25 protein-coding genes and 2 pseudogenes are annotated in these 24821 nt (G+C 64.1%); 11 read left to right on the forward strand and 16 right to left on the reverse strand.

Annotated elements, in window-relative coordinates; all coding sequences use genetic code 11:
- The first annotated feature begins 7 nt into the window (after positions 1 to 7).
- Positions 8 to 913, forward strand: a complete 906-nt coding sequence (locus tag ACLLJI_RS11510) for a ribonuclease Z (RefSeq protein WP_434612394.1) — start codon at positions 8 to 10, stop codon at positions 911 to 913.
- Between the two features lie 10 nt (positions 914 to 923).
- Positions 924 to 1346: an alternative ribosome rescue aminoacyl-tRNA hydrolase ArfB gene (gene arfB, locus ACLLJI_RS11515; protein ID WP_434612396.1), complete on the forward strand. Its 423-nt coding sequence runs from the start codon at positions 924 to 926 to the stop codon at positions 1344 to 1346.
- 100 nt (positions 1347 to 1446) lie between these two features.
- On the opposite strand, the gene ACLLJI_RS11520 is transcribed toward arfB, so the two are convergent.
- The 4 genes from ACLLJI_RS11520 to ACLLJI_RS11535 all read right to left on the reverse strand — a co-directional run bounded on the left by ACLLJI_RS11520 (position 1447) and on the right by ACLLJI_RS11535 (position 3057).
- The gene (locus tag ACLLJI_RS11520; protein WP_434612398.1) at positions 1447 to 1857 is read right to left on the reverse strand and encodes a PIN domain nuclease; all 411 of its coding nucleotides are present in this window, start codon (positions 1855 to 1857) and stop codon (positions 1447 to 1449) included.
- Positions 1848 to 2066 carry a type II toxin-antitoxin system VapB family antitoxin gene (gene vapB / locus ACLLJI_RS11525; protein ID WP_434612400.1) on the reverse strand — a complete coding sequence of 73 codons (219 nt, stop codon included), beginning with the start codon at positions 2064 to 2066 and terminating at the stop codon, positions 1848 to 1850. The genes ACLLJI_RS11520 and vapB overlap by 10 nt, the downstream gene beginning before the upstream one ends.
- 221 nt (positions 2067 to 2287) lie before the next feature.
- A complete protein-coding gene (locus tag ACLLJI_RS11530; RefSeq protein WP_434621750.1) occupies positions 2288 to 2680 on the reverse strand; it encodes a hypothetical protein in 393 nt (130 codons plus the stop codon).
- Positions 2566 to 3057: an alpha/beta fold hydrolase gene (locus ACLLJI_RS11535; RefSeq protein ID WP_434612402.1), complete on the reverse strand. Its 492-nt coding sequence runs from the start codon at positions 3055 to 3057 to the stop codon at positions 2566 to 2568. The genes ACLLJI_RS11530 and ACLLJI_RS11535 overlap by 115 nt, the downstream gene beginning before the upstream one ends.
- Between ACLLJI_RS11535 and ACLLJI_RS11540 the strand changes: the two genes are divergently transcribed.
- Positions 3056 to 3214, forward strand: a complete 159-nt coding sequence (locus ACLLJI_RS11540; RefSeq protein ID WP_434612404.1) for a hypothetical protein — start codon at positions 3056 to 3058, stop codon at positions 3212 to 3214. The genes ACLLJI_RS11535 and ACLLJI_RS11540 overlap by 2 nt on opposite strands.
- A 72-nt stretch (positions 3215 to 3286) precedes the next feature.
- Positions 3287 to 3448 (forward strand): annotated as a pseudogene (locus ACLLJI_RS11545) (IS1380 family transposase); the annotation flags it as partial.
- Positions 3449 to 3540: 92 nt separating this feature from the next.
- Here ACLLJI_RS11545 and ACLLJI_RS11550 read toward each other — a convergent pair.
- The 6 genes from ACLLJI_RS11550 to nrdH all read right to left on the reverse strand — a co-directional run bounded on the left by ACLLJI_RS11550 (position 3541) and on the right by nrdH (position 8537).
- Positions 3541 to 3876 carry a hypothetical protein gene (locus tag ACLLJI_RS11550; protein ID WP_434612406.1) on the reverse strand — a complete coding sequence of 112 codons (336 nt, stop codon included), beginning with the start codon at positions 3874 to 3876 and terminating at the stop codon, positions 3541 to 3543.
- Between the two features lie 3 nt (positions 3877 to 3879).
- Positions 3880 to 4335, reverse strand: coding sequence for a prevent-host-death protein (locus tag ACLLJI_RS11555; RefSeq protein ID WP_434612408.1), 456 nt, complete (start codon positions 4333 to 4335; stop codon positions 3880 to 3882).
- A gap of 103 nt (positions 4336 to 4438) precedes the next feature.
- Positions 4439 to 5413 (reverse strand): class 1b ribonucleoside-diphosphate reductase subunit beta, encoded by a 975-nt coding sequence (gene nrdF / locus ACLLJI_RS11560; protein ID WP_434612410.1) that lies wholly within the window; start codon positions 5411 to 5413, stop codon positions 4439 to 4441.
- A gap of 109 nt (positions 5414 to 5522) precedes the next feature.
- Entirely contained in the window at positions 5523 to 7643 is a 2121-nt protein-coding gene (gene nrdE / locus ACLLJI_RS11565) for a class 1b ribonucleoside-diphosphate reductase subunit alpha (protein WP_434621476.1), read from the reverse strand.
- A gap of 47 nt (positions 7644 to 7690) precedes the next feature.
- Positions 7691 to 8200, reverse strand: coding sequence for a class Ib ribonucleoside-diphosphate reductase assembly flavoprotein NrdI (gene nrdI, locus ACLLJI_RS11570; protein WP_434612412.1), 510 nt, complete (start codon positions 8198 to 8200; stop codon positions 7691 to 7693).
- 91 nt (positions 8201 to 8291) lie between these two features.
- The gene (nrdH, locus tag ACLLJI_RS11575; RefSeq protein ID WP_283559278.1) at positions 8292 to 8537 is read right to left on the reverse strand and encodes a glutaredoxin-like protein NrdH; all 246 of its coding nucleotides are present in this window, start codon (positions 8535 to 8537) and stop codon (positions 8292 to 8294) included.
- A 527-nt stretch (positions 8538 to 9064) separates the two neighbouring features.
- Between nrdH and ACLLJI_RS11580 the strand changes: the two genes are divergently transcribed.
- Positions 9065 to 9985: a LysR family transcriptional regulator gene (locus tag ACLLJI_RS11580; protein WP_283559277.1), complete on the forward strand. Its 921-nt coding sequence runs from the start codon at positions 9065 to 9067 to the stop codon at positions 9983 to 9985.
- Here the strand turns inward: ACLLJI_RS11580 and ACLLJI_RS11585 are convergent.
- From ACLLJI_RS11585 to ACLLJI_RS11595, 3 genes are all read right to left on the reverse strand, one after another.
- Complete coding sequence (locus ACLLJI_RS11585; protein WP_434612415.1) at positions 9897 to 11357, reverse strand: aldehyde dehydrogenase family protein; 1461 nt, start codon at positions 11355 to 11357, stop codon at positions 9897 to 9899. The two genes, ACLLJI_RS11580 and ACLLJI_RS11585, sit on opposite strands and share 89 nt — an antisense overlap.
- A 181-nt stretch (positions 11358 to 11538) precedes the next feature.
- A complete protein-coding gene (gene metE / locus ACLLJI_RS11590) occupies positions 11539 to 13845 on the reverse strand; it encodes a 5-methyltetrahydropteroyltriglutamate--homocysteine S-methyltransferase (protein WP_434621479.1) in 2307 nt (768 codons plus the stop codon).
- Positions 13846 to 14085: 240 nt separating this feature from the next.
- The gene (locus tag ACLLJI_RS11595; protein WP_434612417.1) at positions 14086 to 15039 is read right to left on the reverse strand and encodes a methylenetetrahydrofolate reductase; all 954 of its coding nucleotides are present in this window, start codon (positions 15037 to 15039) and stop codon (positions 14086 to 14088) included.
- Between the two features lie 601 nt (positions 15040 to 15640).
- Between ACLLJI_RS11595 and ACLLJI_RS11600 the strand changes: the two are divergent.
- Both ACLLJI_RS11600 and ACLLJI_RS11605 read left to right on the forward strand, forming a co-directional pair.
- Positions 15641 to 17325, forward strand: a pseudogene (locus ACLLJI_RS11600) (AMP-binding protein).
- Positions 17326 to 17397: 72 nt separating this feature from the next.
- Positions 17398 to 17598 carry a hypothetical protein gene (locus ACLLJI_RS11605; protein WP_283559273.1) on the forward strand — a complete coding sequence of 67 codons (201 nt, stop codon included), beginning with the start codon at positions 17398 to 17400 and terminating at the stop codon, positions 17596 to 17598.
- On the opposite strand, the gene ACLLJI_RS11610 is transcribed toward ACLLJI_RS11605, so the two are convergent.
- Positions 17595 to 18794, reverse strand: a complete 1200-nt coding sequence (locus ACLLJI_RS11610) for a class I SAM-dependent methyltransferase (protein WP_434612419.1) — start codon at positions 18792 to 18794, stop codon at positions 17595 to 17597. The genes ACLLJI_RS11605 and ACLLJI_RS11610 overlap by 4 nt on opposite strands.
- Positions 18795 to 19006: 212 nt before the next feature.
- Here ACLLJI_RS11610 and ACLLJI_RS11615 point away from each other — a divergent pair, with 212 nt between their 5' ends.
- Complete coding sequence (locus ACLLJI_RS11615; RefSeq protein WP_283559271.1) at positions 19007 to 19972, forward strand: MIP/aquaporin family protein; 966 nt, start codon at positions 19007 to 19009, stop codon at positions 19970 to 19972.
- Positions 19973 to 20016: 44 nt separating this feature from the next.
- Here the strand turns inward: ACLLJI_RS11615 and ACLLJI_RS11620 are convergent, their stop codons facing one another.
- Both ACLLJI_RS11620 and ACLLJI_RS11625 read right to left on the reverse strand, forming a co-directional pair.
- On the reverse strand, positions 20017 to 20562 hold the full coding sequence (locus tag ACLLJI_RS11620) for a GrpB family protein (RefSeq protein ID WP_434612422.1): 546 nt from the start codon (positions 20560 to 20562) through the stop codon (positions 20017 to 20019).
- An 8-nt stretch (positions 20563 to 20570) separates the two neighbouring features.
- Positions 20571 to 21371 (reverse strand): SDR family oxidoreductase, encoded by an 801-nt coding sequence (locus ACLLJI_RS11625; protein ID WP_434612424.1) that lies wholly within the window; start codon positions 21369 to 21371, stop codon positions 20571 to 20573.
- A 173-nt stretch (positions 21372 to 21544) separates the two neighbouring features.
- Between ACLLJI_RS11625 and ACLLJI_RS11630 the strand changes: the two genes are divergently transcribed.
- From ACLLJI_RS11630 to ACLLJI_RS11640, 3 genes are read left to right on the forward strand one after another with little or no spacing between them, the layout of a single operon-like run.
- The gene (locus tag ACLLJI_RS11630; RefSeq protein ID WP_434612426.1) at positions 21545 to 22747 is read left to right on the forward strand and encodes a type III polyketide synthase; all 1203 of its coding nucleotides are present in this window, start codon (positions 21545 to 21547) and stop codon (positions 22745 to 22747) included.
- A gap of 34 nt (positions 22748 to 22781) precedes the next feature.
- The gene (locus tag ACLLJI_RS11635; RefSeq protein WP_434612428.1) at positions 22782 to 23552 is read left to right on the forward strand and encodes a class I SAM-dependent methyltransferase; all 771 of its coding nucleotides are present in this window, start codon (positions 22782 to 22784) and stop codon (positions 23550 to 23552) included.
- The gene (locus tag ACLLJI_RS11640) at positions 23545 to 24786 is read left to right on the forward strand and encodes an FAD-dependent oxidoreductase (RefSeq protein ID WP_434612430.1); all 1242 of its coding nucleotides are present in this window, start codon (positions 23545 to 23547) and stop codon (positions 24784 to 24786) included. The genes ACLLJI_RS11635 and ACLLJI_RS11640 overlap by 8 nt, the downstream gene beginning before the upstream one ends.
- The last annotated feature ends 35 nt before the right edge of the window (positions 24787 to 24821 follow it).

Below are 24821 nucleotides of genomic sequence, written 5' to 3' on the forward strand. Positions count from 1 at the left end.
CTTCAGCATGCGTGAACTCGTCGTTCTCGGCACCGCCTCGCAGGTCCCGACGCGAGCGCGCAACCACAACGGTTACCTGCTCCGCTGGGACGGCGAAGGCCTGCTCTTCGACCCGGGCGAGGGCACACAACGGCAGATGATCTACGCCGGCGTCTCGGTCCGAAACATCACGCGCATCTGTCTCACCCACGTCCATGGCGACCACTGCTTCGGCCTGCCCGGCGTGCTCTCGCGGATGGCCCTGGACGGCGTGGCGCACCCGGTGCCCCTGCATTACCCCGCTTCCGGCGTGGACGTGGTCGGGGCGCTGATATCCGTTGCCACCCCCGGTATTGATCTGCGGTTGCACCCGCATGGGGAAGCCGGGCCGATCGCCCCGGGCTTAGCAGTCCAGCCTTTGCATCACCGGATCGAGACTTACGGCTACCGGCTCGTTGAGCCCGACGACCGCACCCTCCTGCCGGACCGGCTCGCGGCAGTCGGCATTGCCGGCCCCGACGTCGGCCGCCTGCAGAGCGAGGGAACACTCTACGGTGTCCGCCTCGAGGACGTCAGCGTGCCGCGGCCCGGCCAGCGCTTCGCCTTCGTCATGGATACAGCCCCGTGTCCGGGCGCCGAGCAGCTCGCAGATGGCGCCGATCTACTTGTGGCAGAATCCACCTTCAGCGACGACGACGCCGACCTTGCGGGGCAGTACCGCCACCTCACCGCGGGGCAGGCAGGTGCCTTGGCGGCCGGCGGCGCCGTCGGTACCTTGGTCCTGACGCATTTTTCGTCCCGCTACGTCGACGTAGCCCCACTCGCCGACCAGGCCCGCGCCCGCGCCGGCGGAGCCACCGTGACAGCTGCACAAGACCTTGACCGGATCGCCTTCCCCAAACGGCGGCCAAGCTCACCCTGCCTCATCGTGTAACACTTATTGCATGGATCTGGTCGTCTCCCCCGCGCTCACGATTCCCGCCTCGGAACTCGGCTGGAGGTTCTCGCGTTCGTCCGGGCCCGGCGGTCAGCATGTGAACACGTCGGACAGTCGCGTCGAACTCTCCTGGAACATCTCCGATTCGGCTGTGCTCTCCGATGCACAACGGCTGACGTTAGTTAGCCGTCTGGGAGGCCGTCTCATCGCCGGAGTAATCACCGTGACCGCTTCCGAGCGGCGCTCTCAACTCCGCAATCGCGAGATCGCCCTGGGCAAACTCGCCGAACTCGTCAGCACAGGTCTTGCTCCCGATATGGCCCACCGCCGTCCGACGAAACCCACCCGGAGCTCGCGGCGGCGGCACCTCGCGGCAAAGCAACAGCGGTCAGCAACAAAACGGCAACGCCAACGACCGTCCGCCGAGTAGCTTCATCCCGGCGACAACTTTCAGCCCTCAGGCCTGCTGGACCGCGTCAAGGGAGTGCGGAGCACGGCGGCTTCGGCCGGTCACCCGCTAATGAGGCTACTCAAACCCGAAGTCTCTCCATTGCCTGCCCTGTAATTCCGCGTATCAGCTCGAAGTCCTTGTCCAGGTGAAGAACGGTGAGCCCGGAAAGCTCAGCGCATGAAGCTATGAGCAGATCGGGGATCGAAGGCGCACGATGTTGTCCACGGTCGGCAAGAAGTAGTTGAATAGCGAGCGCTCGGTCCTCTATTAACGGCGTCAGATACTCAACTGGAACAAGCCTGAGGGGCACTCCTCGAAACGCGTTCCTGGCTTGGTCTCCAGATCGCGCCGAGAAGCCCACTTCCAAGCGGGTGACAGTGCTAATCCGCATCAAACCGCGCTCTATCCGGGCGGCCCACTCCTCAACGTCGGGGCTAGTGCCGAGTCTAACGAGAGCAGACTTGTCTACCAGCCACGACGTCAATCCCAAGCACCGGTCATGACCGCGTCGTTACTCAAGTCAGCATACAATTTGCCGAAGACCTCCAGCTGCGTGGCCGACACAGTGTCCCCACTAACAGCGTCCTGCGCCAGCCGTCGACGTAGATACTCGGTGCGCGAAAGGCCCATTCGCGTCGCTCTTATGTCGATGGCAGCCAGTACTGGCCCTGGGACATCCCGGATCAAAATATCGCTCATATGCACCTCCCTGGTATCCCACGATATCGTACGGAAGAGCGGATGCGGAGGGACATTTCCCCGGTAGTTCTACACCTCGAGAAGAAGTGTGCCGCCAGCGATACGCTAACCAGCAAGACGCATAGAACGGTGTTGAAATCCCGGGCCTTGCAACCGCGGATCTCTTTCTGGCCCTGCTGGGCGCCGTTCCTAAACTCCTGCACCCAGCGGTTCTGCTAATCTCAGCGGAAGAATTCCAACAGCGTCGGCGCCACCGTCTCCGGCGCCACCGCATGCTCCTGCCCTTCGATGACGTCCTGCCTCCCGTTCTGGACCGCCATCGCCACTGCCGACGCAGAAGCCTGAGCCCATGCAGCGCTCGCACCGCCGTACAACGCCAAAGTCGGTGCGGAAATGCGGCCCAGCCGCTGCACGGGAACAATATTGTCCCCGGTGAGCGTCAGATCGTAGGGCAGGGTCCGCGCCAGAGCCACCAGCGACGGCCACCAAGGCGATTGCTTCATTCCCGCATCGAAGTCGGCACCCGTGTGCCGGATGAATTCCTCCACCGCCAGATCCGGATGTCCCTCGTCCACCAGCGCCTGCACCTTGTCAACAAAAACCTGCCAGAGCACGTCTCCTCCCGGGGTCGTGAGATAGGGCGCTCATACGCGGCCAGCCTGCTGATCCCCACCCCGGCGGCGGCCGCCTCAAGAGCCAGGATGCCGCCGGACGAATGGCCGTACACCCCCGCAGACCCGCCAACGGCTGCCACCAGTGCGCTGAAATCCTCGACCTCACGCTCGACGGCGTACGGCGGCGTATCCGTACTCTCGCCGCGGCCGCGGCGGTCGTAGGTGACGACAGTGAAATCTTCCACGAGCAGCGGCACCAGGCCCCCGGGCGACTTACGGGTGTTCAGCGCCCCGCCGACCAGAATGAGCGGGGGGCCGCTCCCGGCTGTCTCGTAGGCAATAGTTGTCCCGTCAGTGGATTGGACCTTTTCGACCATGAAGTTCTCCAGTGTGATTGGCGCGGCCTGGCACTGCGACCTGGCCAATCCACTTTTACCCGCAAGTGGCCGGATCTTCAAGGGGTACCAGGAAATTCTTAACGTCCGCGGCCAGGCCCACGGCGTGAACTTTTTCAGCCCGCGCTGGAACGTGTAGCCGATGTCTTAGGAGTGCACGACCTGATAGCCAAGAAGCCCTGCGGCTATGGCGCACCCCAACGTCCACGCCAGTGCCGGGTTTGAGCGCGATGGCGCCGGGGTCGCCGACTTCACCGGAATGCTGGATCTCTCGTCGTGGCCGGCCGGGAGGAGGGTCATTGTCCGCAGGGGAGTCCCGCACGTTGGGGCGCAGCTGCCGATCACCGACATCGACGGGCACCGCTATGCCGCGGGTCCCGCAGAGGCTTCCCCGCCCGGATTGAGTTTGCTTGTGCCGAGCGGGGGGAGATGGCCACATTATTGGTCCGTAAGAAAAGCGTCGGGTCACTTCGTCTGGTTCGGATGGCGGGTGTGCACTTGCTCCAGCACCACCGTTCGGCCCGAAACGTAATACCAGATTCGAGCCCCACCGGACAGCTCGTATTGCCAGCGCTCTCGAACGCCGCCATCGTGCGTGAACGTCGCGAGCTTCCCCTTGAGCGGGTGCATAGTCGGCGTGACCTCGTTCGGATCACGCGCGAGAGCGTCCCACGCTGCCGTCAACACATTACGCTGCACGGCCAGAAGGTCACCCCAACCGCGCTCGGCTTCGCAGGTTCCAAATTGAATCGCGTACTCCGTCGATTTGACGGGCCGCTCGACGCGTTTTCCCTTCGGCATGAGTTAAGGACGAGAGATCGGGACCGGCTGGTCAAACCACGTCAGTTCGCTCGAGTGGAGCCCTTCGGCGATCGCTGTGGCCGTGGAGCGCCACATGGCCATCTCCGTTATTGCAAGGTGGGCTCTACCGGTAGAGAATGATGCGCGGGCCGACCGAAGTAGATCGCGTGCACAAACTTCGCGATCCTGAGCGTCGAGGGCCAGCATCCAATCGAATCGGTCAGCGAACCGGTCGCCGAGCGAGCGGCCGGCATCGTCGACGGTAATGGCGATGATCTGAGCTGCAAGCTCGAGGAGTCGGTCGCGCGCATCATTTTCCTTGACCGACATGAGCACAAGGGCATCACCGTCGCGCCGAGTCACCTCGATCGGCGACTCTTCAGCAGCGCTGAACAGCGGCGCAGGCTGCCGGGAGAGTTCTGACGACTGGAAGACGCGGCGGGGAAGGATGGTGGACATACTGACATTTTACTTCAGACTATGTTCTGAGTTCCAGCCCCTAATGTTCTGCTGCACGAGGGTTATTGCTCCCCCACCGCGCCCCATCAACGGCACAGCGCACTTAGAAGTCCCAGTCGTCGTCCTCGGTGTTCACTGCCTTGCCGATCACGTAGGAGGATCCGGACCCGGAGAAGAAGTCGTGGTTCTCGTCCGCATTCGGGGACAGCGCGGAGAGGATCGCCGGGTTCACGTCGGTGACAGCGGCCGGGAACATGGCCTCGTAACCCAGGTTCATCAGCGCCTTATTGGCGTTGTAATGCAGGAACTTCTTGACGTCCTCGGCCAGGCCCACCGCGTCATACAGATCGTGCGTGTAGTGGACTTCGTTTTCGTACAGCTCGTACATCAGCTCGAACGTGTAATCCTTGAGCTCCTGACGCTTCTCCGCGGAGACCTTCTCCAGCCCGCGCTGGAACTTGTAGCCGATGTAGTACCCGTGCACGGCCTCGTCGCGGATGATCAGCCGGATCATGTCCGCGGTGTTGGTCAGCTTGGCCCGGGAGGACCAGTACATCGGCAGGTAGAAGCCGGAGTAGAACAAAAAGGATTCCAGCAGGGTGCTGGCCACCTTGCGTTTGAGCGGGTCATCTCCTGCGTAGTAATCCATGACGATGTGAGCCTTCTTCTGCAGGTACTCATTCTCGGTGGACCAACGGAAGGCGTCGTCAATTTCTTTGGTGGAGCAGAGCGTGGAGAAGATGGACGAATAGCTCTTGGCGTGTACGGATTCCATGAACGCGATGTTCGTGTAGACGGCTTCCTCGTGCGGGGTGATCGCATCCGGAATCAGGCTGACTGCGCCCACTGTGCCCTGGATGGTGTCCAGCAGGGTCAGCCCGGTGAACACGCGCATGGTGAGCTGCTGCTCGTCCGGCGTCAGGGTGGCCCAGGACTGGATGTCGTTGGACAGCGGCACCTTCTCCGGCAGCCAGAAGTTGTTGGTCAGGCGGTTCCAGACTTCAACGTCCTTATCGTCCTGAATCCGGTTCCAGTTGATCGCCTCAACATGGCTGAGCAGCTTGAGCTTGTCCGTCATCGTTCCTTCTCTCTACAAACTTTTGGTTCATGCAAGGAGGACGACGACGGCAGTCAGGTGCCGCCGTCGTCGTTCATCCCAGTGTTACTAAATCAACCTATATCGGCTGTCATAGGGCACATGAAACACAGCCCTCCACCTCAGTCCCTTCGAGGGCCAGCTGGCGCAGACGGATGTAGTAGATGGTCTTGATGCCCTTGCGCCAAGCGTAGATCTGCGCCTTATTGATGTCGCGGGTGGTGGCGGTGTCCTTGAAGAACAACGTCAGCGACAGGCCCTGATCCACGTGCTGGGTGGCGGCGGCGTAGGTATCGACGATCTTCTCATAGCCGAGTTCGTAGGCGTCCTGGTAGTACTCCAGGTTGTCGTTGGTCAGGTAAGGAGCCGGGTAGTAGACGCGGCCGATCTTGCCTTCCTTGCGGATCTCGATCTTGGAGGCCACCGGGTGGATCGAGGAGGTGGAGTTGTTGATGTAGCTGATCGACCCGGTGGGCGGGACGGCCTGCAGGTTCTGGTTGAAGATGCCGTGCGCCATCACGGAGGCCTTCAGCTCGCGCCAGTCATCCTGGGTGGGGATGTGGGTGCCGTCGAAGAGTTCGGCCACGCGGGCCGTCTTCGGCACCCATTCCTCGTTGACGTATTTGTCGAAGAATTCCCCGGAGGCGTACTTGGACCTCTCGAAGCCGCCGAAGGTCTCGCCGGTTTCGATGGCCAGCAGGTTGGAGGCGCGGATGGCGTGGTAGACCACGGTGTAGAAGTAGATGTTGGTGAAGTCCAGGCCTTCTGCGGAGCCGTAGTGCACGCGCTCCCGGGCCAGGTAGCCGTGCAGGTTCATCTGGCCCAGGCCGATGGCGTGGGACTGCTCGTTGCCCTTGGCGATGGACGGCACGGAGGTGATGTTGGACATTACGGACACGGCGGACAGGGCCCGAATGGAGGTTTCGATGGTGCTGCCGAAGTCCGGGGAGTCCATGGTTTTGGCGATGTTCAGCGAGCCGAGGTTGCAGGAGATGTCCTTGCCGGTCTCGGCGTAGGAGAGGTCATCGTTGTAAACCGTGGGAGCGGAGACCTGCAGGATCTCGGAGCAGAGGTTGCTCATGATGATCTTGCCGTCGATCGGGTTGGCCCGGTTCACCGTGTCCTCGAACATGATGTACGGGTATCCGGACTCGAACTGGATCTCGGCGAGGGTCTGGAAGAATTCGCGGGCCTTGATCTTGGTCTTCTTGATCCGGGCGTCATCGACCATTTCGTAGTACTTCTCGGTGACGTTAATGTCGGAGAAGGGCATGCCGTAGACGTTTTCGACGTCGTACGGGGAGAACAGGTACATGTCCTCGTCGCGCTTGGCCAGCTCGAAGGTGATATCCGGGACCACCACACCCAGGGAGAGCGTCTTGATCCGGATCTTCTCATCGGCGTTCTCGCGCTTGGTGTCCAAGAAACGGTTAATGTCCGGGTGGTGGGCGTGCAGGTAGACCGCACCGGCACCCTGCCGGGCGCCCAGCTGGTTGGCGTAGGAGAAGCTGTCCTCGAGCAGCTTCATCACGGGGATAACGCCGGAGGACTGGTTCTCGATCTGCTTGATCGGTGCGCCCACCTCGCGGATGTTGGTCAGCGCGAAGGCCACGCCGCCGCCGCGCTTAGACAGCTGCAGGGCGGAGTTGATGGACCTGCCGATCGACTCCATGTTGTCTTCGATGCGCAGCAGGAAGCAGGAGACCAGCTCGCCGCGCTGGGCCTTGCCGGCGTTGAGGAAGGTCGGGGTGGCGGGCTGGAACCGGCCTTCGATGATCTCGTCCATCAGCTTGGTGGCCAGCTCTTCGTCGCCGCGGGCCAGGTGCAGGGCAACCATGCAGACCCGGTCCTCGTAGCGCTCCAGGAACCGCTTGCCGTCGAAGGTTTTGAGCGTATAGGAGGTGTAGAACTTGAAGGCGCCGAGAAACGTCTCGAAGCGGAACTTCTTTTTGTAGGCGCGCTGATACAGCTCGCGGATGAAGTTCATCGTGTACTGGTCAAGCGTCTCGCGCTCGTAGTACTCGTTCTTGACCAGGTAATCCAGCTTCTCCTCCAGGTCGTGGAAGAACACGGTGTTGTTGTTCACGTGCTGCAGGAAGTACTGGTGGGCCGCCTCGCGGTCCGCGTCAAACTGGATCTCGCCGTTGGGACCATACAGGTTCAGCATGGCGTTGAGCTCGTGATAGCCGAGCCCCTTATAGGCGGCCGGCATGCCCGCGTCCTTGGTGGCCGTGTCCTTGGTTCCCGTGTGGGTGCCGGTTACGGCCGGTGCTGCAACAGTCGTGTCCAAAACGTATCCAATCCTTGATTAACCCGGTCAACGTCCACGGACGTCCCCATGAGCTCGAAGCGGTAAAGAAGCGGAACCCTGCATTTGGCGGCGATGACATCGCCGGCAAGGCAGTAGGTTTCGCCGAAGTTTGTGTTCCCGGCGCCGATCACGCCGCGGATGAGTGCCCGGTTCTGCCCGACATTCAAAAACTTAATGACCTGCTTGGGCACCGCCCCGTGACCTGTTTCGCCGCCGTAAGTGGGCAAAATCAGCACAAAGGGCTTCAGCGCAAGCAACGTCTCTTCGGAAGTGTAGAGCGGAAGCCGGGCCGAATCCACGTCGAGCTTCCGGACAAACCTGTGCGTGTTATCCGAGACGGACGAAAAGTAGATGACGTTGCTGGCGGTGCTGCCCGCGCCGGCTGAGGCGGACGACGGCGGCGCCGTCAGTTCCGCCGTCGTCGAACGCTTTGTCTGTGCTAGTGCCAGAGCCTGCATTGCGCCGCCTCGTGCTCCATTGTTCCCCGGTCGTTGGTCCCGGCAGTCCATCCGCGCCGGGCGGCCCGTCCGGACTGCCATCCGCAAAGTATTAGGAGGCCACCGAAGCGGTCGCCAGCGCCAGCTCGGCGATCTTGTCCGGGCGGAAGCCGGACCAGTGGTCCTGATCGGTGACCACGACAGGGGCCTGGAGGTAGCCCAGAGCACGAAGGCGCTCCAGTGCGTCCGGGTCCTGGGAGATATCGACGCTCTGGTAGGTGATTCCCTTTTTATCCAATGCCCGGTAGGTGGCGTTGCACTGAACGCAGGCCGGCTTGGTGTAGACCGTAACGGTCATTTCCCTGTCCCCTTATTACTTGGCGGCACCTCTCGGTACCTGATGTAGCGGCCTGACCGTTTCCGGCAAACCCTCTGATGACGGGCCCAATCCGTCCGTTTCCACTGCCTGCCTGATGCAGTTCGCCGGCGGCAGCCGGTGCGGCGGTGAGGACTGAAGATCGGTCTCGCCAGCGTCCCGGTAGCTTAAACCCGGGGTGCTTGATTCTGTACTTCAATACTACATGTAGTGCGCGCCGCTGGAAGTGACCCCAACATGATGTATTACAAGTATGTCATTTTATGCACCGGTAGTCCACAGGACCGGCCCGGAAAATCAGCGGAATCCCGCCGATAAAGGCCCCGCTATCCACAGCCTGTGGAGTAGTTAGCCACATAAATCCACGGGCGTGTTGCGCGGGTCGGCGTGTCGGGGGCGCCTTGAATGATGGGTAGCGATGTCCTGCGTCAGCAGAACGCGGACGATTCACCCCGTCGGCGTGGTGTAGTCTTGCTGGCGCTGGCGACGCTCCGAGAAAGGGAACTCTTATGGTCAATCCGATTCACCTCCGGACTCTTCTCGAGGTCACGCGCCTGGGCTCGTTCGCCGCCGCGGCCGGACGGCTGGGGTACACCGCGTCGGCGGTATCGCAGCAGATGTCGGCCCTGGAACGGGATACCGGCGTCATATTGTTTGAACGCTCCGCCCGGAGCGTCCTTCCCACCGAAGCCGCCATCGTCATGACCAGGCACGCGGCCAAGGTACTAACCGACATCGACGCGCTGCTGGCGGCTACCGCCCGAACGCATGCGACCACCACCCAGGAACTGCGGTTAGGCATCTTCCCTTCGCTGGCGAGTCACGTCCTGCCCAAGCTGCTGGCGGACCCTGCCTGGCACGATCTAGGCATCAACCTGAAGGTATCGGTGGCCGAGCCGGCGCAGACCATCGCCGGGCTGCGGACCGGGGGCGAACTCGATGTCGCGTTGATCTACCAGGTGGGCCAGGGCGGTCTCGCCTGGCCGCACACGGTCAACCGGCAATGGATCGGCGACGACAACTTCCGCGTGGTGCTTCCCAAAGCCTGGGGAATCCGAACCGGGGCGGTCGTTGCCGCGGCGCAGCTTTCAGATATGCCCTGGATCATGCACCATCCGGGGACCAGCGACGCATCGGTGATCGAACGGCTCTTTGCCAGCTGCAATCTGTACCCCACGGTGGCGGTGTACAGCGACGACTTCAATGCCAGCCTTGAGCTCGCCGCGGCCGGTCTCGGTGCTGCGCTGGTGCCGGAGTTGGCCCTGCGTGAGCGGCCGCCGGGCATCGTTGTGCTGGATGTTCCGGAAATCCGGCTCGCCCGGAACATCTTTGCGCTGCTGATCAACGAGAAGCAGACCGCTCAGGTCGGGGTTTTCGTGGATCTGCTCTCCGGAATTTTGCACCGGCTGGGCCGCATACCGCAGCATTAGGCGCGACGACTTTCCGGATGGCCAAATTCTTCAGCGCATTGAACGGCGGGTAGACAAGCCTCATCGTGTCCGGCTTCAGCGGCTTATCCAGGACGGCCTTCCGGTGCGAAAACGTATCCACGGAGAAGCGCCCGTGATAACCGCCCATTCCGCTGGCCCCGATGCCGCCAAACGGCAGTCCGGGCACCAGCAGATGCGCCGCGGGAATGCCGAAACAGAGCGCGCCCGATGACGTCTGCTCCGTGAACCGGACCTTGATCTCCGCGCGTTCGGTGAAGACATAGAGGGAGAGCGGTTTGTCCCGCTCATTGATGAAGCGGATGGCCTCATCCGCGTCCGATGTCTCCACCAGCGGGAGCACCGGGCCGAAGATCTCCTCCTGCATCAGAGGTGAGGCCGCGCCGGCGCACACCACCGTCGGTGCCAGGTACCGCGAATCAGCGTCCCGTTCCCCTCCCGTGATCACATCTGCAGTGTCCAGCAATCCAACCAGACGTTGAAAATGCCGGTCGTTGACAATGCGGCCGTATTCGGTGCTGCGGCGCGGATTCGCACCATAGAGCGCAGAAATGGCCAGCGGCAGCAGCCGCGCGAGTTCCACCAGCACCGCCGCGGAGCCCAGGACATAGTCCGGTGCCACACAGGTCTGGCCGGCGTTGAGATATTTGCCCCAGGCCAGCCGCATCGCCGTTGCCGGAAGGTCCACCGAATCGTCGACATAAACGGGCGATTTCCCGCCCAATTCCAGGGTCACCGGGGTCAGGTGCTCGGCCGCGGCCAGCATGACAAGCCGCCCCACCACCCCATTACCGGTGTAGAAAATGTGGTCAAAGCGTTCCGTGAGCAATGCCGTGGTTTCTGCCGCGCCGCCCTCCACCACAAAAACGGCGCTGTCCAGGTACTGCGGAATCCAGCGCTGCATCGCGGCCGAGGTCACCGGGGCCACCTCGCTGGGTTTGACCACCACCGTGTTACCCGCTGCGAGCGCGCCAACCGCTGGTGCCAGCAGCAGCTGCACGGGATAGTTCCACGGCGCGATCACCAGCACGACGCCGAGGGGCTCGCGGATAATCTGTGCGCTGGCCGGCTGCAGGGCCAGCGGCACGGCGGATCGCTCCGGAGCCAGCCAGCGTGTCAGGTTCCTCAGCGTGTGGCTGATTTCCGCGGTGACGAAGCCGATCTCGGTCAGCCACGCCTCGCTGGGATGTTTGCCCAGATCCTGCCGCAGGGCATCGGCGAATTCCTGACCGCGTTCGGTGAGCATGCGCCGCACCGCTCTCAGCCGCTCGGTCCGCCACGCAAGGGAACGAGTGGCGCCGGAATTAAACACGGCACGGGCGGCGGCGACCTGTCCGGAGATGTCCTCGGTCATGGCACCAATCTACTCCCGGGCGGCAGCTAACTCCCCTGCAAAACGCACGCCGCCGTCGTCGTTCCGTTGGCTGACGGGACGACGACGGCGGCACGGACGGTTGATCTTGCGCGGCCCGACCAGTGGGGGTGCCGGCCAGGCTCGACCAGTGGGGTGCCGGCCGGCTGGACCAGCGCACCCGTCAGCCGATCCGGGTGCGGACTTCCCTGGCCGCTTCAACCAGGTTGCGCAGCGACTCCTCGGTCTCGGCGTAGCCGCGGGTCTTCAGCCCGCAGTCCGGGTTGACCCAGAGCTGGCGCGCCGGAACATGCCGGACGGCGGTCTCCAATAGCTCCACGACCTCAGCCTGGCCGGGGACACGCGGCGAATGGATGTCATAAACGCCCGGGCCAACACCTCGGGCGAAGCTGTGGTCCTCCAGGTCATGCACGACCTCCATCCGGGAGCGGGCGGCCTCGATGGACGTCACGTCCGCATCCAGTCCGTCGATGGCGTCGATGATCGCGCCGAATTCGGAGTAGCACAGATGGGTGTGGACCTGCGTGCCGTTTGCCGCCCCACCGGTTGCCAGACGGAAGGATTGGACAGACCAGTCCAGGTACGACGCCTGATCCGCCTTGCGCAGCGGAAGCAGTTCGCGCAGCGCCGGCTCATCCACCTGGATGATCCGGATCCCGGCGGCCTCCAGATCCGCGATTTCGTCGCGCAGTGCCAGGGCAACCTGGTTGGCGGTCTCCCCCAACGGCTGGTCATCGCGGACAAAGGACCACGCCAGGATGGTGACCGGGCCGGTCAGCATGCCCTTCATCGGCTTGGCCGTCAGGGACTGCGCATATCGCGCCCATTCGACCGTGATCGGCCGGCTGCGGGTGACGTCGCCCCAGAGAATGGACGGGCGGGTGCAGCGGCTGCCGTAGGACTGGACCCAGCCGTGTACCGTCACGTCGAATCCCTCGAGGTTCTCGGCGAAGTACTGCACCATGTCGTTGCGCTCGGGCTCACCGTGCACCAGCACGTCGAACCCGAGTTCCTCCTGCAGGTCCACCACACGCCGGATCTCGTCCTTCATCAGTGACTCGTACTGCTGCTGCGTCAGCTCGCCCTTGTTGGCGCGCGCGCGAGCGGAGCGGATTTCACTGGTCTGCGGGAACGAGCCGATGGTGGTGGTCGGCAGCGCCGGCAGAGCCAGCTCCGTTTCCTGCACGGCGGCACGGGCGGCGTAGGCGTCCCGGCTGAAGTCCGCGGCGGTCAGCGCGGCCAGCCTCGCCTGAACCTCAGCGCGGTGAACGCCGACGGCGGCGGCACGGGAGGCGATGACAGCCGACGCCGCGTCGATGGCCGGCTGCACCGACGCCGGATCCGTGAGCAGGCCGGACAGAGTGACCACCTCGGCGGCCTTCTGATCCGCAAAGGCCAGCCAGCTGCGCAGCTCGGCACGCAGCTGCGTCTCCTCCTGCACATCGTGCGGAACGTGCTGTGTTGACGTTGAGGTGGAGACCGCGACGGTCAGCCCACTCTTGCGCAGGTCGGCCAGCTTGGCCGCCGAGGACTGCAGGTCATTGCGCCAGATGTTGTGACCGTCCACCAATCCGGCCACCAGGGTCTTGCCGGCCAGCAGGGCCAGCTGATCCGGCGCCGGTACGGCACCCTTGAACAGGTCCACGTGCAGGGCATCAATATTGCTCTCGGCCAGCGTGGGAAGCAGCTCATCCACGGCGCCGTAGGGGGTGCTGACCAGAATGGCCGGACGGGCGGCAACGGCGCTGAGTACCTCGTACGCCCGGGCAACGGCCGCCTGAACCTCAGCGACGGGAACGTTCTGGTCCGCCACCAGGGCCGGCTCGTCAAGCTGGATCCAGTCGGCACCCGCCGCCGCCAGACGCTCGAGCAGCTCGGCGTAGACCGAAAGGACATCCGCCAGGCGGCTCAGCGGAGAGAACCCTTCCGGGGCGTCATCCGAAGCCTTGCTCAGCAGCAGGAAGGTGACCGGACCCACCAGATACGGCCGGGTGTGGATACCGTTGGCCAGGGCGAAGGCAAATTCCTCGACAATGCGGGTCGATGTCAGTGAGAAGACGGTTTCCGGGCCGATTTCCGGCACCAGGTAGTGGTAGTTGGTGTCAAACCATTTGGTCATTTCGAGCGGCTGCTGTGCGGCTGTGCCTCGGGCCATGGTGAAGTAGCCGTTGATGTCCAGCCGGCCTTCGCGATCGAGCAGTGCGCCGAAGCGGGCCGGAACGGCGCCGATGTGCGCGGCGGCATCCAGTACCTGGTCGTAGTAGGAAAAAGTGCCGGGGACGGCCGCGGACCCGGTCAGGCCCAGGCCTTGGAGCCGCTTGGCCGTGGCCAGCTGCAGGTCCTTGGCCACCGTATCAAGGGCCGCGGCATCGATGCGGCCGGCCCAGAAGGATTCGACCGCCTTCTTCAGTTCCCGGCGGCGGCCGATCCGCGGGTAGCCCAGAATGGACGCGTCGGGGAACACCGGCATTGCGGCGCTGGTGTCGGCTGCCGTCGCGGGCGCGGTGTCGGCAACCGTAGTGCCGGCAGTTGCCGTGTCAACAGTTGTCGTGTCGGCAGCGATGGTGTCGGTGATGTCAGTCATGATTCAGGTCCTCAATGGTAGTCAAATACTCAGGCGGGTCAGTCGGGCCGATTCGGTCCGGGTCGGGCAACTCAGGCGGGGCGGGGCGGTTCGGGTCAGGCAGGACCTATGGCGGGGTGAGCCGGCTCACAGTGCCGATTGCCGGTGGACAGAGCGGGGCCGTTCGGGCCGGAGCAGCTGCAGTTTGTCAAGCACGTCCAGGGCGGCGCCATGCTCGTTGAAGGTGTACAGGTGGATCCCCGGTGCTCCGGCGTCGAGGGCGGCGCGGGCGAGATCGACGGTGGCCCGCACTCCGATCCGGCGGCGTTCGCCGTCGTCGTCCGCCGCGGCCAGCGCCCGGACCAGATCCGGGGATGGTTCGACGCCGGCCAGGGTCCCCAAACGCTGCAGCCGGCGCACGCTGGTGAGCGGCATGACGCCCGGAATCAGCGGGATGGTCACTCCTGCACGACGGGCCCGGGCCAGCAGCTCCTCGTACTCCGAGGGATGGAAGAAAACCTGGGTGATGGCGAAGTCCGCACCGGAACGCTGCTTGGCCAGAAGCACCTCAACGTCGTGTTCTTCGCTTGGGGACTCGGGATGTTTTTTGGGGTAGGCGGCGACGCCTACGGCGACCTTTCCGGCGCAGAGCAGGGCGGTGCGGCGCTGCTCCACGCGCCGGATCAGCTCGACCAGGTCCTGGGCGTAGGTCAGCGAACCGGGACGATGTTGAGGCTGCGCCCCATTCGGAAGGTCTCCGCGCAGGGCAAGAATCCCGCGCACCCCGTGGTCCAGCAGGTCGGTGACGATGGCCGCCAGCTCCTGCGCGGTATTGCCGACGCAGGTCAGATGCGCCAGCGGCCGCAGTGTCGTCTCGGTCAGCAGCCGGTTGAGCAGCTCCACCGCGGTATTCCGGTTGGAGCCGCTGGCACCGTAGGTGACAGAGACGTAGTCCGGATTGGTGCTTTCCAGCTCCCGGATGGTGGTCCAAAGGTTGGCCAACGCCGCCGGGGTGCGGGGCGGATAGAGCTCGTAGGAGAGGGCATTGGGAGCGGTCCCGGAGAGTTTCGGGTGCGCCTGCAGCAGGCTTGGAGGTGACATTTGCTGTCCTTGGCTGGTTGCCATTGACGCCCGCGACGCCGGTGTTAGCCGACAAGCGCGCGAACGCCAATGCTATGCGAAAAAGGATCACCAGAAGGGCCCGCCGGAATGGGGCCCGTCCCGAAGGAGGGAAACCATCGCGGCGTTGCCGTCCCCGTGGTTGGACCGGAGGCAGGCAATCGGCGTTCTGCGTGCAAATGTCAGGCCCACATGGGGGCACCCACACCCTCAGGCATCTGGAAGCTGGCCGGACGCCGTTGCGAGGATCGCTGACACGTTACTTTCAGTAACTTGAAAAAGACTCTACGCACCCGGTGCCGGCAGCACAACCGCTGGGCGAATTAAGACGTACCTTTACGGAATACAGCCGTCGAATATGCGGAAACCTCATGGCGGGGACCTCTTCGGCCGAATTTAACCGCAAATTCCACCGCTGACCAGTCGCCTCCGAGGACGGGTTTCCTACCGGCACCGCTGCCGCAGCAGTTGGCTTAATTCGCCGAACCGGTCCGGATTCCGGCCACGCCGTCCACGCCGTCCACTTCGTCCACGGCATGGGGCACGACTACCCATCGCGCCTGCCCGCATTAGCGTGTGCATTATGACCAATGATGTTCACGACGCCACCCGGGTCCCTGCTCCCGCGCCTGCCGATGCCCGGTCCGCCGTCCCTTCATACGTTTCCGGTACGTCCGCCCTGCCGCTGCTGGGCGAGACCATCGGTGCCAACTTCAGCAGGATCGCCGCGGAGAATGCCGGGCGCGAGCGCTGGTGGACCTTGGGGCGGACCGGCGCTGGACCTATGAGGAACTCAATGGCGACGTCGACGCGCTGGCCCGTGGACTGATGTCAGCGGGTGTAGCCAAGGGCGACCGGGTGGGGATCTAAGCCCTCAATTGTGCCCAGTGGGTGCTGGTGCAGTACGCCAGTGCCAAGATCGGCGCCATTCTGGTCAATGTGAACCCCTCCTACCGGGAGCACGAGCTGCGCTTCGCACTGGTCCAGTCCGGTCTGAAGCTGCTCGTGTCGATGACCGGGCACAAGTCCACTGATTACCGTGCCATGGTGGAGGCGGTCCGGTCCGAGTGCTCGGATCTGACGGACGTGGTGTACATCGGCGATCCCGGCTGGGATGACCTGCTCGCAGGCGGCAGCACGTTGGCCGCCGACGCCGTCGCCGTCCGGATGGCAACCCTCAGCGCCGATGACCCGATCAATATTCAGTACACGTCCGGTACCACGGGCTATCGCAAGGGCGCCACCCTCAGCCATCACACAACATTCTCAATAACGGCTTCTTCGTGACGGAGACCATAGGGTTCAGCAACGAGGACCGGCTCTGCATCCCGGTGCCGTTCTATCACTGCTTCGGCATTGTGATGGGCAACCTTGGTGCCACGTCGCACGGCGCGGCGATCATCATTCCGGCTCCCTCCTTCGATCCGAGGGCCACGCTCCAGGCAGTGCAGGATGAGAAGTGCACGGCTCTCTACGGCGTCCCCACCATGTTCATCGCCGAACAGAACCTGGCGGACTTCGCCGGCTACGACCTCTCCACCCTGCGGACCGGCATCATGGCCGGCTCGCCCTGTCCCGTGGAGGTCATGAAACGCTGCATCAGCGAGATGAACATGACTCAGGTCGCGATTGCCTACGGCATGACCGAGATGTCTCCAGTCTCCATGCAGACACGTCCGGACGATGACCTGCAACGCCGCACCGCCACCGTCGGCCAGGTCCATCCGCACTTGGAGGTCAAGATCGTCGACCCGCTCACCGGGCTCACCGTCCCGCGCGGAACACCTGGCGAGTTCTGCACGCGGGGCCATTCGGTCATGCTGGGCTATTGGAATGACCCGGTAAAAACCGACGAGGCCATCGATCAGGCCCGCTGGATGCACACCGGCGATCTGGCTCAATGCGCGATGACGGCTACGTCAATATTGCGGGTCGGATCAAGGACATGGTGATCCGCGGCGTGAAAACCTCTATCCGCGCGAAATCGAGGAATTCCTGTACACCCACCCGGACATCGCGGATGTCCAGATGGTGGGCGTCCCGGACCCTAAATACGGCGAAGAGCTGTGCGCCTGGATTCGGCTTCGGCCCGGCGCTCCAGTGTTGGACGCCGCCGCGCTCGCAGTCTTCTGCGAAGGAAAACTCTCCCGGCACAAGATTCCGCGCTATGTTCTGGTGGTCGACGAATTTCCGATGACCGTGACGGGGAAGGTGCGGAAGATGGAGATGCGGGCCAAATCGGCCGATCGCCTGGGCCTGCAGAGCTGACCCGGACGCGCACGTCGCGGGGCCCGATTTTGGCACTTCCACGCTCCCCGGCCGCAGGTCTATGCTGTGGCCATGAATATACTCCCAGCCAGTTACCTGAATTACCTTGAGGGCAAACCGGCCGCAGTGGTCGCGACGGTGAAACCGGTACTTCAGCAGTCAGCGGCCGATAGGCTGCACGGGGTAAGGGTCAAGCTCCTCCAGCACGACGAAATCCAGGCCGTGTTGGATGAGCGGATTCCGTTCGGCGAAATCCTCGAAGCGATCGACTAACCGGTCCGGCCGCGCACCGAAACGGTCACGGTGAATTTAGCGTTCCGTCCCTGTACCGAGGTCCGGCCCACTCGCTGCTGAAGCTGCGCCCGGTAGTCCAGGTGGTTGTTGTACACCGTCCACAGCTCTCCTCCCGGAGCAAGCACACGGGCGGCGGCGTCGAAGAGCTTGAGGGCCGCCCCGGTGTGCACGGTGGCACCCAAGTGAAAGGGCGGATTCAGCAGAATCAGATCGGCACTGCCGCCGGGGAAACCCGCCATGGCGTCGTCCTGCACAGCGGTGATCCGCCCGGCGAGGTCGTTGGCGTGTGCCGTTGCGGCGGCGGAGGCGACGGCGGCGGCCGACTGATCGGTGGCCGTTACGGTGAGGGCGGGCCTTGCGGCGGCCAGGGCGGCCGCGACGACCCCCGAGCCGCAGCCTAGATCCACCGCCTGCCGGGCGTCCGGCTTCATCCCGTCCAGGAAGCCCAGCAGGTACCGCGTACCGATATCCAGCCTGGCGCCGGCAAACGTGGCGCCATGGGCGCACAGCCACAGCCCCAGTTCGTGGCTGAATTCCCTCACCGGGTAGAGGGATTCACCCGCGGGCCGGATCGGCCCGCGGGCGGTGAGCACACGTGACTTCTGCCGCCCCAGCCCGGCCCGGACATCGGCGAACGATTCCTGCAGCACAGCGTTCATCGCCACGGTCATATGCTTGATCCGTCCGCCGGCAAAAACGACGACGCCAGGGTGCGCGTAGCGGGCGATCTGATCCGCCACTTCGGCAAGCTCGGCCAGACTCCGCGGGAGCTGCCAGAGCACCACCCGGACGCCGGCGAAGAGCTCCTCCCCCAGCGGGACCCGGCGAAATCCGCCGGACAGTCCGAGCTCGGCGGCATTGCAGTCCAGCGCCCGCGCGCCGGAAACGAGGTCCTGCTGAACGCGAAGGTCCACGGAACCCAGAAACGACGCCACCGCGAGGGTCAGCGCGCCGTACCTGTCGCCCACGACCGCAACGGCGCCGCCGTCGAGCGCGCCGCCGTCGAGCGCGCCGCCGTCGAGCCCGTTAAGGGCTGCCGCGGACTCGGAGAGAATCAGTGTGTCACTGGCATCGAAGGCGAAGAGGTTCTCCGCCTCCACATCCGGGAAACGGCGGAGCGCGCTGAAATTGAACAGCGCGCCGGGATCCGCTCTGCCTGCCGTGCCGTCTGCCATGCCATCCTTCGGACTGTCGATCGCGTCGTGGTCGGAATCAGACCCTGACCAGTTTAGCCGCGGCATTCCCCAACCCGGACCGGACCCAGCTCTGCCCAGCCATGGCCAGACGGTATGCCTGCTGCTAGCATAAGGACGTTTGGTTAGTCAACTTAAGGGTGTTCATTTAATCAATTAGGGCGTCGCCGTCATCGACGACCAAAGGGGTCATCATGAGCGAAATAACTCCGTTGCGGAATGCGATCCGCAACGGCAGCGGTCTCAAAAGGGTCGGCGGAACCTGGGGTGAGGTACTGGCCGAGTTCCTGGGCACCTTTGTCCTGATCGCCTTCGGCGACGGCGTCGTGGCCACGGCCGTGGCCGCGCTCCCCGGCAGCGGCCGTGCGGCGACCTCTACCACTATCTTCAATGCCGCCGGGGACTGGTTGCTGATCACCTGGGGCTGGGCGTTCGCCGTGGCACTGGGCGTTTACGTGGCCGGCGGTGTCAGCGGGGCGCACCTGAACCCTGCGGTCACACTGGCTTTTGCCGTCCGTCGGAACTTTGCCTGGAAAAAGGTGCTTCCCTATATTGCGGCGCAGGTGGTCGGGGCTTTTGCCGGCGCGGCCCTGGTCTATCTCGTTTACCATCAGGCGATAGACGCGTTCAACCGGGCCTCAAAGGTGGCCAGGACCGATCCCGGCGGGAACGCCACATTCTCTATCTTTGCCACCTTCCCGGCCCCCTATTACAACGGGGACATGATCGGTCCGCTGACCGATCAGATTGTGGGCACCGCCTTTCTGATTCTCCTCATTGTGGCCATCATCGATCTGCGTAATACCGCGGTGAAGGCCAATCTGGGCCCGCTGATGATCGGTTTCGCGGTCGCAGCGATCGGCATGTCCTACGGAGCCAACGCCGGATACGCCATCAATCCGGCCCGTGATTTCGGCCCGCGGCTGTTCGCCTGGGTAGCCGGCTGGGGCGATGTCGCCTTGCCGGGGACGGTCGACGGCTCATTCAGCGCCTACTTCTGGGTGCCGATTATCGGCCCGCTGATCGGCGGGGTGATCGGCGTGCTGATTTACGATCTGTTCGTCGGTGACATTCTGCACGCGCGGAAAGCGCTGGCCGAACCTGGGCCCGCGCGCGAACAGAATCCGGATCTGGACGAAGGCACCGCCGCCGAAGAATGACACGCGTTCCGGTGCCGGGCCAGAGCCGGATGCCGGATGGCGGACTATCCGGCCCTGGCCCTGCGGAGGATCTGTGCTATTACCGCGGTTTTGGCGTCAGCGTAGTAGTTCATGTCGGTCCAGGTCTGCCGGGCAAGCTCCCGTTTTCGTTCCGCGTACAGAAGCCGGTCCGGCTCGTTCGTCCGGAGCCAGCCCCTGAGGTCCAGGTAGTCGGACGTCTCGGAGCCCCCCGCTGCGTAGACGTGCAGGTGCGCGTCCCGCTGCGGAGTACGGAACATGCGGTGTCCCGGCTCGCGGACCCGGAGGATGAATCCGGACGTCTCCAGCGCCGGAACGTACTGCTCCTCAGGGGCGAGGTCGGCGACGATCAGCAGCATGTCGATGATGGGTTTGGCCGCCAGTCCGGGTACGGAAGTGGACCCGATATGCTGCACGGAAAGCGCCCGCTCGCCGAGGGCCTGCCGGACCCTGTCCGCCAGCCTGTCAAAGTGCGCGGGCCAGTCCGGAGCATACTCGACAATACGAATCGATATGGGCTCCCGGCCGCCGATCAGCACCGAGTCAAGGTACGCATCCCGGTTTTCATTCACTGCCTCATTCACTGGCCTTTTCGCCACTCGTCACTAATGATGTTCGAGCCGCCCTGTGGGCTCATCTGGAGCATGCCGCCGTCGACCGCCCAAGAGGCACCGGTGACATAACTGGCGGCCGGGGAGGCCAGGAATGCGATCACCGCGGCAACCTCCCGTGCGTCGCCCGGGCGCCCGAGCGGAATGCCGGGACGTTCCGTGGCCCGCGGGTCTTCGTCTGTCTGTCCCGTCATCGGGGTGGCAATCTCCCCGGGCGCCACGCAGTTCGCGGTGATGCCGTACTCGCCAAGTTCCAGCGCCACCGTTTTCATCAGGCCGCCGAGTCCGTGTTTCGCGGCATCATAGGCCGCGGCCCCCACCCGAGGCTGCGTCTCATGGACGCTGGTCACGGCGATCAGCCTGCCACCGCGGCCGGCCCGGACCATCCGCTGGGCCGCTCGCTGGATACAGACAAAGGCACCGGTGAGATCCGTATCGACGGTGCGGCACCAGTCCTGATAGCCAAGCTCCAGAAACTTCAGCCCGTCTCCGGCGCCGGCGTTATTGACGAACACATCGAGTCCGCCGAGCTCCTCGGCCATCTTGTCAATGACGTCGCCGCATTCCGGCAACTCCGTGGTGTCCAGCCTCGCCACGACGGCTGTTCGGCCAAGGGCGCGGACCTGCGCGGCAGTTTGCTGCGCCCCGGCGTCGTCTTGGTGCCAGGTGATGCCGACATTGAGCCCGGCCTCCGCGAGCGCGACGGCGGTGGCCCGTCCGATCCCCGAGTCCGAACCGGTCACAATGGCTGTGCTGGGGGAATACGACATGGTGTTTCCTCTTTTGTCTATTATTTTGTAATATTCCGGCCGTATTCGAACGGCCCAGTTGCCCGCCCGAACTGCCGATGGGCACGGTGGTTACGGCGCCCGGGAGCCGGTGGAACCATAACAACAGCTGGCTTACCATTGTCTTCTGTCACCCCGTCCTTGCACAATGGACTATGACGGTCATCCTGAGAGCATTGGAAACTGCCGTCCCGCCGACGGTCCTGATACAGACCGAAGCCCGGGACGTCTTCGCCGCGCAACCGGGTCTGACCCGGCTGGGGACTCGTCTGGTACGAACCTGCTTTGACGGTTCCGGGATTGATACCCGTTATACGGCCGTGGAGGAACTGACCCGGACGCAGCGAAGTGAAAATCCCGTCTTCTTCGATGCCGCCTCGGGAGAAATGTTCAGCCCCAGCACCAAGGTCCGCAATGACATTTTTGCCGTCCAAGCCACGAAGCTCTTTGTCGAGTCGGCCCGGAAGGCACTCGATGCCTGTGCGGGCATCGGCCCCTCGGATGTCACACACGTGATCACCGTTTCCTGCACCGGATTTTTCAACCCGGGCCCCGATTACAAGGTGGTCCGTGCGCTCGGGCTCAATCCCGGCGTCCAGCGTTACCATCTGGGCTTTATGGGCTGCTACGCCGCCTTCCCGGCGCTGCGGGCGGCCAAGTCGTTCTGCGAGGCGGATCCCGAGGCCGTGGTGCTCGTGGTCAGCGCGGAACTGTGTTCCCTGCACGTGCGGACCTCCAACAGCCCCGATGCCATCATGGGCTCTTCACTTTTCGCGGACGGGGCCGCCGCCGCCGTCGTCAGCGCCAAGGAACTGCCGCAGACCGGCGCCGGAATCAGTCTTGACCATTTTGAGACGACGCTGACCCCGGTGGGCGAGGAGTCCATGGCCTGGAACATCGGGGATCAGGGCTTCGAGATGGTTCTGGGAAGCTACGTCCCGCACATCATTGACGAGCACATCGTCGGTGCGCTGGAGCCGCTGCTGGCCCGGGATCCTATCGTCAGCGCTCTGCCGTACCGCGACATCAGGCACTGGGCCATCCATCCCGGGGGCCGCAGCATTCTGGATAAGGTGGAGGCCAAACTCGGCCTCAGCGCCGAACAGCTGAAGCCCGCCCGCGAAACGCTGCGCAACTACGGCAACATGAGCAGCGCTACGGTGCTGTTCGTACTCAAACACATTCTCGAGCAGGTCCCGGACGAAACCGCAGATGGCGCGGAGGAACGGATCTGTTCCATGGCCTTCGGCCCCGGGCTGACGGTGGAGACCGGGTTGTTTACGAAAGTCCCCGGCCAGCCCAGGGCGGCCGGCGCCGCGTCACAGGCTGCGGCGTTCGCGCAACCGGTGACAGTCTGACCACGATGCCGCGGACTTTGACGCCCGGGCTGCCATGACACGGGATTTCCTGCGCCACCGGGCTGCCGGTGATTTCCTGCGCCACCGGGCCACGGGGGCAGTGGAGGAAATGGACAAGCCGGACTGTGATCCGCAGCTGCTGGAACGGACCTACGCGCAGTTCCCGCTCATCAACGCCGCCGTGGCCGGCTGGCGGGGCACCTACATCCAGCAGCTGCGTCCGCTGCTCTCCGCCGACCGGACAACTACGCTGCTGGACATAGGCTGCGGCGGAGGGGATGTTCCACGCCGGCTCGCCGCGTGGGCCGCGCGGGACGGACTGCCACTGCGCATCACCGCCATCGATCCGGATGAACGGGCCCATGCCTTTGCCGCCGCCCGGCCCGCTGTCCCCCGGCTAACGTTCCGACGGGCTTTCAGCTCGGAACTGGTGGCGGAGGGGGCAACGTTTGATTTGGTTATCTCCAACCATGTCCTCCACCACCTCAGCGCGCCGCAGCTACACGGTCTGCTCGCAGATTCACAGCTATTGGCCACGCAGGCCAGCGTCCATAGCGACATTGCGCGCAGCCCGCTGGCTTACGCCCTTTTTTCCGCCGGCACACTGCCCGTCTTCCACCGCTCATTTATCCGCCGCGATGGCCTGACCTCCATCCGCCGCAGTTACACCGCGTCCGAGCTTCGGTCCGCCGTACCGCCGACGTGGCGAGTGCAACCGCAGGGCCCGTTCCGCAACCTGCTGACGTACACGGCCGTCGCCCACGGGCGGGTAGTCAGCTCCCCGGAGTCAGCGCGCCATGCATGATGTCATCATTTCCGGCGGTGGGCCGGTGGGCCTCTTTTTGGGTACCTTACTGCGCCAATCCGGCGTGGACGTCCTGGTGCTGGAGAAACGCGCCCAACGGAGCAATCATTCTCGCGCCATCGGCATCCATCCGCCGTCCCTGGCCGCGTTGGAATCCATTGGAGTCGCGGCACCCCTGATCGCTCAAGGCGTGAAGATCCACAACGGGATGGCACGAACCCGGGGCGCAGATCTCGCCGGTTTGTCATTTTCCGGCGGCCGGGCGGCTCATCCGTTTGTGCTGGCGGTACCGCAGTCCGTCACGGAATCGGTCTTGGAAGAGCGGCTGCAGGCGCAAGGGCCCGGGGCCTTGGTGCGTGGGGCGCAGGTACTGCACGCGTACGACGACGGCAGGCAGGTCACCGTCTCGGCCCGCGTCCGCCGATCGGAACCTGACAGGGGCATCGAGCAAGACAGGGGCATCGGGCAAGACAGGCAGAGCGGGCAGATCGGGCAGGACAGGGAGCTCGGGCAGGGCAGGCAGGACGGGCAGGTCGAGACTGGGTTCAGCGCGCGTCTGCTAGTGGCCGCCGACGGCGCCCGATCGGGCCTTCGCTCGCAGCTGGGCGTCGCAACCTTTAACCGCAACTATCCAGATACTTACCTGATGGGCGATTTTCATGACGACACAGGTGACGGCTCAACGGCGGTGCTGCATCTGGAGCCGGGGGGCATCGTGGAATCCTTCCCCCTGCCCGGCGACGTAAGGCGCTGGGTGGTCCATACCGACTCCCTGTGCGTGCGGCCCAATGCTGGTTCGCTGGCGCAGCTCATCCGGGCGCGGACCGGCGCCGTTGTCGATTCCGGCACGAACAGCATGCTCAGCGCCTTCACCGTCCGTGCAAGACTGGCCCGCAGACTGATCCACGGACGGGTGGCCTTGATCGGAGACGCCGCCCATGAGATCAGTCCAATTGGAGGTCAGGGGATGAACCTGGGCTGGCTGGATGCCGCAGAACTCGCCCCGATCATCACCGCCGCACTCGACGGTAAACCTTCCTCCGGCGCACTGCAGGCGTTCGAACAGCGACGGCAGCGGGCTGCCCGGCAGGCCGTCCGCCAGGCACATCTCAACATGGCCCTGGGACGGCCGCTGCCGCCTGCCATCATGACTATGCGGAACTGTACCTTGGCACGACTGATCGCCGTGCCCGCTGTGCACGATTTCGTGGCACGCCGCTTCACCATGCAATGAATTCAGCAGGCAGCGGCTTCAGGAGGCAGCGGCTT

Source organism: Arthrobacter sp. A5, assembly GCF_051131705.1.
Lineage (GTDB): Bacteria > Actinomycetota > Actinomycetes > Actinomycetales > Micrococcaceae > Arthrobacter_M.

Excerpts from the sequence above, each read along its gene's own strand:
- ACLLJI_RS11510 (WP_434612394.1), top strand. The coding sequence starts at position 8 with ATGCGTGAACTCGTCGTTCTCGGCACCGCCTCGCAGGTCCCGACGCGA.
- arfB (WP_434612396.1), top strand. The coding sequence starts at position 924 with ATGGATCTGGTCGTCTCCCCCGCGCTCACGATTCCCGCCTCGGAACTC.
- vapB (WP_434612400.1), bottom strand. The coding sequence starts at position 2,066 with ATGAGCGATATTTTGATCCGGGATGTCCCAGGGCCAGTACTGGCTGCC.
- ACLLJI_RS11540 (WP_434612404.1), top strand. The coding sequence starts at position 3,056 with ATGAAGTTCTCCAGTGTGATTGGCGCGGCCTGGCACTGCGACCTGGCC.
- ACLLJI_RS11535 (WP_434612402.1), bottom strand. The coding sequence starts at position 3,057 with ATGGTCGAAAAGGTCCAATCCACTGACGGGACAACTATTGCCTACGAG.
- ACLLJI_RS11550 (WP_434612406.1), bottom strand. The coding sequence starts at position 3,876 with ATGCCGAAGGGAAAACGCGTCGAGCGGCCCGTCAAATCGACGGAGTAC.
- ACLLJI_RS11555 (WP_434612408.1), bottom strand. The coding sequence starts at position 4,335 with ATGTCCACCATCCTTCCCCGCCGCGTCTTCCAGTCGTCAGAACTCTCC.
- nrdF (WP_434612410.1), bottom strand. The coding sequence starts at position 5,413 with ATGACGGACAAGCTCAAGCTGCTCAGCCATGTTGAGGCGATCAACTGG.
- nrdE (WP_434621476.1), bottom strand. The coding sequence starts at position 7,643 with ATGCCGGCCGCCTATAAGGGGCTCGGCTATCACGAGCTCAACGCCATG.
- nrdI (WP_434612412.1), bottom strand. The coding sequence starts at position 8,200 with ATGCAGGCTCTGGCACTAGCACAGACAAAGCGTTCGACGACGGCGGAA.
- nrdH (WP_283559278.1), bottom strand. The coding sequence starts at position 8,537 with ATGACCGTTACGGTCTACACCAAGCCGGCCTGCGTTCAGTGCAACGCC.
- ACLLJI_RS11580 (WP_283559277.1), top strand. The coding sequence starts at position 9,065 with ATGGTCAATCCGATTCACCTCCGGACTCTTCTCGAGGTCACGCGCCTG.
- ACLLJI_RS11585 (WP_434612415.1), bottom strand. The coding sequence starts at position 11,357 with ATGACCGAGGACATCTCCGGACAGGTCGCCGCCGCCCGTGCCGTGTTT.
- metE (WP_434621479.1), bottom strand. The coding sequence starts at position 13,845 with ATGCCGGTGTTCCCCGACGCGTCCATTCTGGGCTACCCGCGGATCGGC.
- ACLLJI_RS11595 (WP_434612417.1), bottom strand. The coding sequence starts at position 15,039 with ATGTCACCTCCAAGCCTGCTGCAGGCGCACCCGAAACTCTCCGGGACC.
- ACLLJI_RS11605 (WP_283559273.1), top strand. The coding sequence starts at position 17,398 with ATGAATATACTCCCAGCCAGTTACCTGAATTACCTTGAGGGCAAACCG.
- ACLLJI_RS11610 (WP_434612419.1), bottom strand. The coding sequence starts at position 18,794 with ATGGCAGACGGCACGGCAGGCAGAGCGGATCCCGGCGCGCTGTTCAAT.
- ACLLJI_RS11615 (WP_283559271.1), top strand. The coding sequence starts at position 19,007 with ATGAGCGAAATAACTCCGTTGCGGAATGCGATCCGCAACGGCAGCGGT.
- ACLLJI_RS11625 (WP_434612424.1), bottom strand. The coding sequence starts at position 21,371 with ATGTCGTATTCCCCCAGCACAGCCATTGTGACCGGTTCGGACTCGGGG.
- ACLLJI_RS11630 (WP_434612426.1), top strand. The coding sequence starts at position 21,545 with ATGACGGTCATCCTGAGAGCATTGGAAACTGCCGTCCCGCCGACGGTC.
- ACLLJI_RS11635 (WP_434612428.1), top strand. The coding sequence starts at position 22,782 with ATGACACGGGATTTCCTGCGCCACCGGGCTGCCGGTGATTTCCTGCGC.
- ACLLJI_RS11640 (WP_434612430.1), top strand. The coding sequence starts at position 23,545 with ATGCATGATGTCATCATTTCCGGCGGTGGGCCGGTGGGCCTCTTTTTG.